Source organism: Acidovorax facilis, assembly GCF_023913775.1.
GTDB lineage: Bacteria > Pseudomonadota > Gammaproteobacteria > Burkholderiales > Burkholderiaceae_C > Acidovorax > Acidovorax facilis.
The window spans coordinates 1-11143 of the sequence record NZ_JAMXAX010000174.1 but is presented as its reverse complement, the minus strand read 5'-3'; the positions used below and the strand labels follow the sequence as shown (position 1 = coordinate 11143).

General features: G+C 62.5%; 10 protein-coding genes and 1 pseudogene. 3 read left to right on the top strand and 8 right to left on the bottom strand.

The features are described 5' to 3' along the window. The 6 genes and pseudogenes from NFX52_RS27555 to NFX52_RS27530 all read right to left on the bottom strand — a co-directional run. Positions 1-171: pseudogene (locus NFX52_RS27555) on the bottom strand (energy transducer TonB); the annotation flags it as partial. Between the two features lie 98 nt (positions 172-269). Next, the gene (locus tag NFX52_RS27550; RefSeq protein WP_055402706.1) at positions 270-542 is read right to left on the bottom strand and encodes a (2Fe-2S)-binding protein; all 273 of its coding nucleotides are present in this window, start codon (positions 540-542) and stop codon (positions 270-272) included. Positions 543-658: 116 nt separating this feature from the next. Continuing rightward, positions 659-1792: an alpha-hydroxy acid oxidase gene (locus NFX52_RS27545; RefSeq protein ID WP_207401851.1), complete on the bottom strand. Its 1134-nt coding sequence runs from the start codon at positions 1790-1792 to the stop codon at positions 659-661. After that, a complete protein-coding gene (locus NFX52_RS27540) occupies positions 1789-2472 on the bottom strand; it encodes a Fe2+-dependent dioxygenase (protein WP_055402717.1) in 684 nt (227 codons plus the stop codon). The genes NFX52_RS27545 and NFX52_RS27540 overlap by 4 nt, the downstream gene beginning before the upstream one ends. Positions 2473-2544: 72 nt before the next feature. After that, complete coding sequence (locus NFX52_RS27535) at positions 2545-4716, bottom strand: TonB-dependent receptor (protein ID WP_238385814.1); 2172 nt, start codon at positions 4714-4716, stop codon at positions 2545-2547. A 348-nt stretch (positions 4717-5064) separates the two neighbouring features. Continuing rightward, positions 5065-5385 carry an SWIB/MDM2 domain-containing protein gene (locus NFX52_RS27530; RefSeq protein ID WP_055402700.1) on the bottom strand — a complete coding sequence of 107 codons (321 nt, stop codon included), beginning with the start codon at positions 5383-5385 and terminating at the stop codon, positions 5065-5067. Positions 5386-5787: 402 nt separating this feature from the next. Here NFX52_RS27530 and rraA point away from each other — a divergent pair, with 402 nt between their 5' ends. Continuing rightward, positions 5788-6303, top strand: coding sequence for a ribonuclease E activity regulator RraA (rraA, locus tag NFX52_RS27525; protein WP_055402699.1), 516 nt, complete (start codon positions 5788-5790; stop codon positions 6301-6303). 20 nt (positions 6304-6323) lie between these two features. Here rraA and NFX52_RS27520 read toward each other — a convergent pair whose 3' ends face one another. Next, positions 6324-7286, bottom strand: a complete 963-nt coding sequence (locus NFX52_RS27520) for a DMT family transporter (protein WP_156358894.1) — start codon at positions 7284-7286, stop codon at positions 6324-6326. A 38-nt stretch (positions 7287-7324) separates the two neighbouring features. On the opposite strand from NFX52_RS27520, the gene NFX52_RS27515 reads away from it, so the two are divergent. After that, positions 7325-7747, top strand: a complete 423-nt coding sequence (locus NFX52_RS27515) for a gamma-glutamylcyclotransferase family protein (RefSeq protein ID WP_055402715.1) — start codon at positions 7325-7327, stop codon at positions 7745-7747. Positions 7748-8011: 264 nt separating this feature from the next. Continuing rightward, positions 8012-9343, top strand: a complete 1332-nt coding sequence (aceA, locus tag NFX52_RS27510) for an isocitrate lyase (RefSeq protein ID WP_055402695.1) — start codon at positions 8012-8014, stop codon at positions 9341-9343. A 160-nt stretch (positions 9344-9503) separates the two neighbouring features. Here aceA and NFX52_RS27505 read toward each other — a convergent pair whose 3' ends face one another. Next, the gene (locus tag NFX52_RS27505; protein WP_252635916.1) at positions 9504-11012 is read right to left on the bottom strand and encodes a hypothetical protein; all 1509 of its coding nucleotides are present in this window, start codon (positions 11010-11012) and stop codon (positions 9504-9506) included. Positions 11013-11143 lie beyond the last annotated feature (131 nt).

Sequence of the window (11143 nt, the reverse complement as noted above, 5' to 3'; positions counted from 1 at the left end):
CGCGATGAACTCGGTCAGCAGTTCTGCTGGCACGATGACTTCGGCTGCCTTGCGCAGCAGGCCCGATTGCAGGGCCCAGAGGCCCGCAACATGCAGTGCGACGACGGAGCCCACGATCACGGTATTGCGGCTGAGGCCCCCGGGGGTGGCAAATCGATCTGGGTGAGACATAAAAATGATAGCAGCTAGCGCTTGTAAATCAAGCGCTAGCGCCCTAAAAGACCTCGATTATTTGCGAAAGATCCACCAGGCCGAGCCTGCGACGAGGATCAGGCTGCCTGCGAGTGTAGAGAGGAGTTCCATGACTTGCTTTCCAGGATGGAGCTGGCAAGCTGGATCGTTTTCGGCGCTGCCTCATTGTGCAGGGCGGCCACCGGACTCGATGCACTGCACTGCGCCACCACATCCCGGGCGCAGCTTTCGCAGCACCCGCATTGGGTGGCCACGCCCAGTTCGAACTGGATTTCGTCAAAGCTCATGCCTGCACGTGCGTGGCGGGCAATCTCACGGTCGGAAATCCGGCGGCAAACACAGACGATCATGGCGGCAGGCAGTGTGGCTGGCTGTTGAAGGTGATCTGATTATAAATACGAATCTATCGCATTTGCAATAAATCATTTCCCGCAACGGGGACAAGGCCCACGGGGCGGGCAGGTCGTCAACGCGGCACCAGTAGCGCCGGGGACGCGTCGGCCAGGGTGGCACAGCCGGTGAGCGCCATGGCGATCTCCAGTTCATCGCGCAGCAGCCGCAGCACGTGGGCCACGCCAGCTGCGCCAGCATTGGCCAGGCCGTGGACGGCGGGGCGCCCCACTAGCACGGCGCTGGCTCCCAAGGCCATGGCCTTGAGCACGTCGGTGCCGCGCCGGATGCCTCCGTCCACCAGCACAGGCATCGCTGCGCTCACCGCGCGGACTGCCTCGACCACGTGCGGCAGCTGGGTGGCGGTGGCGGGCGTGGTGTCCAGCGTGCGCCCACCATGGTTGGAGACGATGATCCCCGCCACGCCCAGGTTGGTGGCCTCGCGGGCGTCGTCGGGGTGCAGCACTCCTTTCAGCAGCACGGGCAGCCGGGTGATGGACTGCAGCCACTGCACATCGGCCCAGGTGGGGGCGTGGTGCAGAAGGCCGTCGAACAGCGCGCTTTGGCCGGGGGCGAGCGGGACTTCCGGCGCGGGCAGCATGCCCAGCAGGTTAACGGCGGTGATGCCGGTCGGAAGGCGGAACCCGGCACGGCGCTCGCGGTCGCGTGCGCCATGGCAGGGGGCGTCTACCGTCAGTACCAGGGCTTCGTAGCCCGCGCGCTCGGCCCGTTCGACCAGTTCGCGGGTGAAATCGCGGTCGTGCTGCAGGTACAGCTGAAACCACAATGGCCCCCGCCCCACGTCGTCCCGGATGGCATTGGCCACGACCTCCAGCCGGGTGCTTGCCTGGGTGCTCAGCACCATGCCTGCGCCCAGGGCGGCTGCGGCATAGGCGGCGCCCAGTTCGCCATCGGGGTGGGCCATGCGCTGGTAGGCCATGGGGGCCAGCAGGATGGGGTGGGCCAGCGTGCGGCCGAGCAGTTCCACCCGCGTGTGCCCGCTCGCCAGCGGGCGCAGCACGCGGGGCAGCAGACCCATCCGGTCCCAGGCATGGCGGTTGGCAGCCAGCGTGATCTCGTCGGCCGCAGCCCCGTTGAAATAGGCCCAGGCTCCAGGCTCCAGGTGGGTGGCGGCATGGGTTTCGTGGTCCGCCAGGTTCACGATACCAGGCGGCAGGACGGTGCGGGGATCGGAGGCCGGATGGCTCACGTATCCGCCCACATGCGCAGCAGGTTGTGGTACGTCCCCGTCAGGGCCACGGTCTCCGGCGATTCGCCGTGCTCTTGCCGCAGGCGCAGCAGTGCCATGTCCATGTTGTAGAGCAGGCGCCGCTGCTCGTCGCTGCGCACCATGCTTTCTACCCAGAAGAAACAGGCCATACGGTGCCCCCGGGTCACGGGGCGCACCTGGTGCACGCTGGTGCCGGGGTAGATCACCGCGTGGCCTGCGGGCAGCTTGACGCGTTGCTCACCAAAGGTGTCGTCGATGCAGAGCTCGCCGCCGTCGTATTCGTCGGGCTCGGACAGAAACACGGTGCACGAGATGTCGGTGCGCAGGCGTTCGCGCCGGTCCGCCATCTGGCGCACGGCGCTGTCCACATGGTCGCCGTAGTGGTTGGCGCCGCCGCCGTAGCGGTTGATGCGCGGGGGAAAGACGCGCTTGGGCAGGGTGGCGGTGAGGAACAGCGCGCTGCGGTCCAGCGACGCCATCACCAGAGCGGCGATGCGCTGCGCAGCCTCGCAGTCGCGGGGCAGCTGTTCATTATTCTTGGCCTGGCGGGCCTGAGAACCAGCGCTGTCCTTGCCGTCGGCCCAGGGCGCGTTGCGCAGCAACTGGCGCGCAGTATGCAAATCTTGTGGCGAGAGGAGATCGGGGAGCGTGAGCAACATGGCAGGGTCGTAAAGCAAAAAGCCGCCCCGATGAGGGGGCGGCAAATACCTTGAAGTAACGTGTGAGGCCGATCAGAACTTCATGCTGGCCGTGACCTGGAAGACGCGGCCCGCGCCCGGAATGTAGTGGCCGCTGTAGATCGAGTCGGCGTAGAGCTTGTTCGTCACGTTGCTCAGATTGGCCTTGATCGTGTAGCGCTCGTTGATGGCGTATTCGGCCATCAGGTCGGCGGTCACGTAGCCGGGCACTTCCCAGCCGGGGTTGCGGTTGGGGGTTTGCGAGCTGCGGAAGTTCAGGCCGCCACCCACGCGCAGTTCGGGTGTGATCTGGTAGGTGGTCCACACCGTGCCGCTGTGGCGGGGCGTGAGCGAGGGGCGTGTGCCCTGGCCTTCGGCGCCTTCAGCACCGATGTCGATCTTTGCGCTGGGCATCCACATGTATGAGCCATAGATATCCCACTTGGACGTCAAGCGGCCGGTGATGTCGATCTCGGCACCCGCGGCGTGGCGCTTGCCCGACAGTACGGCGATGTTCAGGTCGGGGTCGGTATTGCGCTCACGGTACTTGGTGGAGTGGAACACGGCCAGTCGTGTGGTGAAGCGCTTGTCGGCCGAGTCCAGCTTGGCGCCGATTTCGATGTTGCGGCTGGCTTCGGGCGGCGTGTTCACCGTCTGGGCGCTGTACGAATACGTGTCTCCCGATGTGTTGAACGACGTGCCGTACGAGAAGTGGTACGACTGCAGGTCGTTGGGCTGGTACAGCACGCCTGCACGCTTGCTCCACTCGGAAATCTTCTGGCGGTAGCTGGTGGTGGTGACGGGGCCTGGCGCATCGGCAGGAATGCCGAACGTGTTGTAGCGGCCGTCCATGTTGTCGTAGCGCAGGCCGGCCAGCAGCTTCCAGTGCGGAGCGATCTGGATCAGGTCTTGGGCATAGATGCCAAAGCCCTTGGCTTCAAAGTTGCTGGTGTCGCGCAGCACGCGCAGGGTTTCGTCCACGCCGACGCCGTCGTTCGGTGTGCCCACGGTGGTTGGCGGTTTCGTGATATTGACGCCCCCTTGCGCTGCAGTGCGTGCGCCATACACGGTCTTCTTTTCGTGGGAAAAGTCTGCACCTGCCAGCAATTCGTGCTTGTAGCCCAGGGCTTCAAATTTCTTGCTGAAGTCGCTTTGCAGGTGCACCGTGTCCATGTCCTGAATCTTCAGGTGCGTGCCGCGCGTCAGGCGCGTGGCCGGGCCGAAGTTCTCCAGCGTGGCAGCCACGCCGCCGGGTTGCTGGGCGGCCGCTGCCAGGCGGATGGCGCCGGCGCGCTGGTCACGCTCGAAGCGGCCCACGCGCAGTTGCGTCTTGAGCTCGGCATCGCCGTCAAAGCGGTGGATGTGGCCCAGCGTGGCAAAGCTTGCACTGCCGGCGTTGTAGTCGCTGGCTGCGCCGTAGTAGGCCTTGGGGTCCAGCGGCAGCAGCGTGGTGTCGCTGGCGGGCGAGCCTGCGCTGCGGCGGATCCAGGGCATGCCGTAGTTCATGCCGTTCTTGTTGTCCAGGTGGTACAGGCTCACGGAGAACTCGTCGCGCGTTCCGATGCCAAAGGCGTAGGTGCCGGCAATGCCCTTCTTCTCGATGCTGCTGCCCGAGCCGTTGTTATCGGCCGTGGTGCTCATCGCGTTCAGGCGCAGGGCAGCGTTTTCGCCGGTGAGGATGTTGAAGTCGCCCGTGATGCGGCGGTATTGGTGGCTGCCCAGGGTCAGGTCGACCTGGTGTGAATCGATAAGCCGCGGGGCCTTGCTCACCTGGTTGACCGCGCCGCCGGTGGAGCCCCGGCCGAACAGCATCGACGCCGAGCCACGCAGCAGTTCGACGCGGTCCAGGTTGAAGGTGTCGCGGTCATAAAACGCGGGGTCGCGCATGCCGTCGATGAACATGTCACCCGTGCTTTGCAGCGCAAAGCCGCGCAGGCGGATGTCTTCCTCGCCGCCTTCTGCCGCCAGGAAGGTGATGCCAGCGGTGTTCTTCAGGGCTTCCTTGACGGTGTCGAGGTTGCGGTCGTCGATCAGGCGTTCGGTGACCACGGTGACGGACTGTGGAATGTCACGCAGCTGCTGCTTGCCCTTGCCAATGGTGGTCTCGGTGGCGCGCACGCTGTCTTTGCCCTCGGGGGCTTCGGCACGTTCTTTGACGACCACGGGGGCCAGCGTTTTCTCGGGGGTGGAGGTCTGTGCCATGGCGCCCACAGAGGCAGCCAACATGAGTGCGCCCAGCGGGAGCAGGGCCTTGTCGGACGACAGGCCGCGCGGTGTGGTGGACACGAAGGAAGGAGAAGATTGTTGTGGGCGCAGCACGGAGCTGCGGCGCTGAGCGCGTGGTTTTGCCAAGATGGCCTCCGTCGGTGGGGATGTGCTGATGGCGCGCGGGGCGCCAGGCGCAGGCGAGAGGCAGTGGCTAGGTCAACATGGCTGTGCTTCGACTTGCTTCATTATGTTACATCAAATGCGGGTCATTCTCATTTGCATTGATGTTAATGCGCCACAGTCTGCCGGAGTACAGGCGAAAAAAAGCCGGCTGAGCCGGCTTCTTTGGTGCACTAGGTGCGGGGATTATTTGACGTGCTTGCCAATCAGGCCAGCCAGCTCAAACATAGAGACCTGGGGCTTGCCGAACAGCTCCTTGAGCTTGGCATCGGCGTTGATGTTGCGCTTGTTGGTGGCGTCCTGCAGGTTGTTGGCCTTGATGTAGACCCACAGCTTGCTGATGATCTCCGTGCGTGGCAGCGGTGCCGAGCCCACCACGGCGGCCAGCGCGGGGCTGGGCGTGAGCGCTTTCATGAAAGCAGCGTTGGGGGTGCGCTTCTTGGCGGGGGCAGCAGCCGTCTTGGCTGCGGGGGCTGTTTTTGCCGGAGCTTTTTTTGCAGTTGCCATGTTGGGTTTTCCTTGTTGGAAGTAAATTTTCACCAGCGAAAACTAGGCTTTCCCACTGGCAGGCTGATGCTACTGGGAAAAAAACGCGTTTCCAAGGGAGAAACGGCTTTTTTTGCCTCGATTTGTAGCCGTGGTGCCGCGTGCAGGCCAATAAGTTGCCCACGCTGCGCTCCTGCCTTGACAAAGCGGCCTGCGCGGGCCGCGTTTGAGGGCCTGCCCCTGGGGCTGTATGACAATGCGGGGCAACCTGCGTGGCCCGGCGCCAGGAGGCTTCGCGGCAGAAGGCATCGAAGCGAAACGCGCGAGACCGGTTTATCGCACGTTGCAGCCGATGTTCCTTCTGCCGCGCAGCCTCCTAGCCGCTTTCCCTGTTGTTCATTCCGCCTGAAAGGCTTTCGAAACATGACTGCTGCACCTTCCTCCGCCCCCTTCAGCACCTGTGATTTTTGCGACGAGCACAAGGGTGATATGAGCGGGTCTTTCCGCGTTTTGCCCCCCGTTTTCCAGAGTTTTGGCGGTGTGGCCGCGTTTGCGGGCCCCGTAAGCACCGTCAAGTGCCATGAGGACAACACGCAGGTCAAGGCTGCTGTGGAGTCACCGGGTGAGGGCCGCGTGCTGGTGGTGGATGGGGGTGGATCGCTGCGCCGCGCTCTGGTGGGTGGCAATCTGGCGGCTGCCGCTGCGCGCAATGGCTGGGCCGGCCTGGTGGTGGATGGCTGCGTGCGTGACGTGGCCGAACTGAACGCGGCAGCCGTCGGCCTTCGTGCGCTGGGGTTGATGCCATTGCCCACCGAGCGCCGTGGCGAGGGGCAGCGCGATGTGGCCGTGCAGATCCAGGGGGTCTGGGTGCGGCCGGGCGACTGGCTGTATGCCGATGCGGATGGCATCGTGGTCAGCACACAGCCCTTGGCTGCGTAGCGATCGCGGTCGGGCTGCCGTCAGCCTGCTTGATTGTCGCGTCGGCCGACACGCAGCGCTGTGCGTGAGGGCAGGGTGGCCAGCAGCATGCTGGCCAGCGCGATGGCAAACGCCGCCCATTGCCAGACGGTCAGTGATTCGCCCAGCACCAGCACGCCGACCAGGGCCGCGCTCACTGGCAACATGACCGAGAAGACGCCGCCCTGAGCAGCCGGCACGGCCTTGAGCCCGGTCATCCAGAGCCACACCGTCCACACGCAGGCGGCCAGCGCGTAGAACACCAGCAGCGTCCAGGTGCCCCAGCCTACGGCGGCAAAGTCAAAATGCCAGGCGGCGTACAGCCCGAACGGCGTGGACAGCACAAAGCCCCACAGGTTGATGAGCGAGGTGATGCGCTTGGGGCCCAGACTGCTGGTGAGCATCTTGCCGATCACCGTGTAAGCAGCTTCGCACACCACCGCGCCCAGCAGCAGCAAGGGCCCCAACCATGCAAGGTTTTGAGTATTTTGGGTGCCTAGCGCTTGTCCAATATGCGCTGAATGCTCTTGTTTTGATAGCGAAAACAAGGCAATACCCGCCACGGCACAGACCACGGCGGCCCAGGTGCGTGGCGCCACGCGTTCGCGCAAAAAGAGCCAGCCCATCACCGCCACCGCGGCGGGAATCGCGGCCAGGGTCACTCCGGCCGTGACCGCATCGGTGAGGCTCACGCCATAGATCATGCAGATGGTGAACAGGAAATTGCCCAGAAACGACTGTAGAAACAACAGCCGCCGGGTTTGTGGGGCGAGGGGCGGCTCATCCACAGGTTTGCGGAGCCAATGCAGCATGGCTATGCCACCAATGCCAAAACGCATCCATGCGAGCAGAAAAACCGGCAGCACGGCGGCCAGCGGTTTGGACAGCGCCACGTAGCTGCCCACCAGCGCCATGCTGAGGGCCAGGCACAGGTAGGCAAAGGGGCGGCTGGGAGTGGTGTTCACTAGACTGGTGATCGCTCAACGAAAAGGAGGTGCGCATCATGCCCGACGAAACCCCGCCCGCCAGCCCTGCACGCCATGTCTTTGTCTATGGCACCTTGCGGCGCGGCGGATCCAATGACATCACCCGCCTTCGCCCGGCGCCAAGATTCATGGGGGCCGCCCAGGTGCCTGGGGTGCTCTACCACCTGGGGGCCTATCCCGGCATGGCGTTGGGCGGGCCCCTGGGGGTGGTGCACGGGGAGGTGTATGCCATCGAGCCAGCGCTGGAAGCCGTACTGGACGAGATCGAGGACCTGGGGGCGACCCCCAGTGACGAGTATGTGAAGCGCGAGATCGTGGTTGATGTGGGCGGGCAGGGCGTGCCTTGCCTGGTCTATGAGATCAATCCCCGGTATGTAGTCTCTGCACCCCGGATTGCCGGGGGGGACTGGCTGCAAGCGCCGCCTTCGGCCGTGTTGTGAATGACGATCTTTGTTTTTTGCAATACGGAATTTTGATTCCTCAATGTGGAATACGATAGATGTTGCATTGCCGCATTTTTTCTCGATATGAGAAATCAATTTCTGTATTGAGAAATGCTGTGGCTAAGTTGTTGTTTTTCAAAGAGAAAATTTATCTCTTCTATAAGACATAAGAGCTTGCACAAGTCTTATAGAAGACTTAAAGTTGTCTCCAAGGGCGGCACAAGCAGCCCGGCGTTTTCAACCAACCTCTGGAGTGATCTCATGCCCCAATCCCTCAACGAACAACTGAGCCGCGAACAGCAAATTGCCGCCCTGGAAAAAGACTGGGCGACCAACCCCCGCTGGAAGGGCGTGAAGCGCGGCTACTCCGCTGCCGACGTGGTGCGTTTGCGCGGCTCGTTGCCCATTGAGCACACGCTGGCCAAGCGCGGTGCTGAAAAGCTGTGGGACAAGATCAACGGCGGCGCCAAGAAGGGTTATGTGAACGCGTTCGGCGCCATCTCCGCCGGCCAGGCCATGCAACAGGCCAAGGCAGGCCTCGAAGCCGTGTACCTGTCGGGCTGGCAAGTGGCCGCTGATGGCAACACCAGCGAAACCATGTACCCCGACCAGTCGCTGTACGCCTACGACTCGGTGCCCACCATGGTTCGCCGCATCAACAACACCTTCAAGCGCGCCGACGAAATCCAGTGGGGCCGTGGCATCAACCCCGGCGACAAGGAGTTCATCGACTACTTCCTGCCCATCGTGGCCGATGCAGAAGCCGGTTTCGGCGGCGTGCTGAACGCCTTCGAACTGATGAAGAACATGATTCAAAGCGGCGCTGCTGGCGTTCACTTCGAAGACCAACTGGCTGCCGTGAAGAAGTGCGGCCACATGGGTGGCAAGGTGCTGGTGCCTACGCAAGAAGCCTGCGAAAAGCTGATCTCCGCACGTTTCGCCGCTGACGTGATGGGCGTGTCCACCATCGTTCTGGCCCGTACCGACGCTGAAGCCGCCAACCTGATCACGTCCGACCACGACGCCAACGACAAGCCCTTCCTGACTGGCGAGCGCACGCAAGAAGGCTTCTACCGCGTCAAGAACGGCCTGGAGCAAGCCATCAGCCGTGGCGTGGCCTACGCCCCCTACGCCGATCTGGTGTGGTGCGAAACCGGCGTGCCAGACATCGGCTTCGCCCGTGAATTTGCGCAAGCTGTGCACGCCGCCTGCCCCGGCAAGCTGCTGTCGTACAACTGCTCGCCCTCGTTCAACTGGAAGAAGAACCTCAACGACAAGCAGATCGCTTCCTTCCAGGAAGACCTGTCGGCCCTGGGCTACAAGTACCAGTTCATCACGCTGGCCGGTATCCATATCAACTGGTTCAACACGTTCCAGTTCGCCCATGCATACGCCCAGGGCGAAGGCATGAAGCACTACACCGAAATGGTGCAGGAACCTGAATTCGCAGCACGCGAAAAGGGCTACACCTTCGTATCGCACCAGCAGGAAGTGGGCGCAGGCTACTTCGACGACGTGACCACGGTGATCCAGGGCGGCTCGTCCAGCGTGAAGGCCCTGACGGGTTCGACCGAAGAAGAGCAGTTCCACTGATCTGAAATCCCCCGCACAGGGGATGGAGTTACGGCAAGACAAGAAGCCACCCTGCGGGGTGGCTTTTTTCATCTCTTTCTATCGTTTGGTGTGGGACGCATCGGGGCCGGGCGGTACGCGCACATGGGCTTTGCGTGGTCTTTCCGGGGAGTTCGCCCCCTCAGTGCGCAGTGATGGGACGGGTAATTGCCGAAACGTCGCAGTCCAGTGGGCCCAGCGTCGACGAAATGGTGGCGCCGTAGACTTGGCTTGCGGGCATGGTCAGTGTCCACTCCAGATCGTAGTAGTTGGAACCAAGGTACCGGGCGTGCGCGGTGGTCAGGGGTTTTTTGTACTCGGCGCCCTGCACCTTCCAATGGGCCTGTTGTTCGATGGGGTAGTCCCTGCCGCACCGCAAGGCAACACGCACGATGGTTTCTGGCGCAGGCGGGAGGGTGAGGGTCAGGCCTTCTGCGAGTCGTGCTGGCAGGAAGGTCATGTAGTCGATCTTTTTGTTGGACAGGACATTGTTTTCTGCCTTGCCATTGACCAGCGCACCAGTGTTGCGGACTGCATAAATCGCGCTGGCGCCCACTGTGGTCATGGCCTGCAAGCCTTTGGTGAAGTCGAACCGGAGTGCATCCTGATCGCTGGCGATGAAATAAAGGGTCTGCGAAACCTGCCCCGTCGTAGCCGGAGAGGGGCAAGGCGCGTCGAGCTTCCGGTTGACGGCGTTGCCCATCACCATGGGGTCCAGGCCGATGACTTGGTCCTGGCAAATCCCTCGGCTCGACAGGCCGTCGCGCATCTCATGCAGGTACTTGAATGTGTACCCCGGAATCTTGTATTCCAGGGGTTCGAGTTTGGGGAAAAACAGCGACGCGAGCAGGAGATCGTATTTGCCCCTTTTCTCGAACTGAAGGTAAAGGTTCAGATGGGCGACGACAACGAGGACCAAGGATGTTGTGGCTAGGGCATTGAAGTGCCCGGTCGAAAGTGACGCTTTTTCGCTGGCGCGCGCCAAACCATAGGCCGCCAATACTGCAAGCCACGGGTGCACCACGTCCAGGTGCCAAAAAGCGCCCTGGCTTAGAAAAGCCATGGAAACGATGAACCACAGCACCGTGGTGAGCAATATCCAGCGGAGGGTCCGCTCTTTTGCTGCATAGACGATGCCCAGCAACACCCCTCCCAGCATCAGAGTCAGGTGAAAGGCCGTCAGTGCGCCCAGTCCACTGATGGCCGGCTGGATGCTCTCAATGGCGCTGTAGGGCATCAGGAAAACGTCACGCCATTTGTCCATGTCCAACAGATTGCTGAGCCAGCCATGGCCGGAGGCTGTGGCGGCCGACGCAGGCGCGGGCGACAACAGCTTCGAGACGGCCCCTGATTGGCTTCCCCACACGGCTGTCATCCCTGCAATGAGTAGCAGGGAAGCCAGCGTTCTACGGTTCAGGAGAACCTGGTAGTTCAGCAGTGCGTAGGCTCCCAGGCCCAGCAACAATGGCGCTGCAGAGGGGTGGATTTGTACAAGCAGGAATGCCGCCAGCGGAAGCAACAGCCCATCGTGGCGGTGCTGTTGCGCAAGGCTGATGAACAACCCCAGGACCACATTGCTCAATGTCATCACCAGAGCAGGATTCCAGGCGCTGTGGGTGTAGAAAGACGCAAAGACGGGGAATGCCAGCACTGCATAGGTGTCACATCCCGGACGATTGCATAGACTCCAAACGCTATCCACTCTTCATGGCGCGAGCGGTTCTAAAGGAGTTGATAGAGTCCTTGCAATCCACCCAGGGAGTGAAGCCATGTTGATAGCCC

Coding starts and splice junctions, on each gene's coding strand:
- NFX52_RS27535 (WP_238385814.1), bottom strand. CDS start 4,716: ATGTTGGCTGCCTCTGTGGGCGCCATGGCACAGACCTCCACCCCCGAG.
- NFX52_RS27530 (WP_055402700.1), bottom strand. CDS start 5,385: ATGGCAACTGCAAAAAAAGCTCCGGCAAAAACAGCCCCCGCAGCCAAG.
- aceA (WP_055402695.1), top strand. CDS start 8,012: ATGCCCCAATCCCTCAACGAACAACTGAGCCGCGAACAGCAAATTGCC.
- NFX52_RS27550 (WP_055402706.1), bottom strand. CDS start 542: ATGATCGTCTGTGTTTGCCGCCGGATTTCCGACCGTGAGATTGCCCGC.
- NFX52_RS27540 (WP_055402717.1), bottom strand. CDS start 2,472: ATGTTGCTCACGCTCCCCGATCTCCTCTCGCCACAAGATTTGCATACT.
- NFX52_RS27515 (WP_055402715.1), top strand. CDS start 7,325: ATGCCCGACGAAACCCCGCCCGCCAGCCCTGCACGCCATGTCTTTGTC.
- rraA (WP_055402699.1), top strand. CDS start 5,788: ATGACTGCTGCACCTTCCTCCGCCCCCTTCAGCACCTGTGATTTTTGC.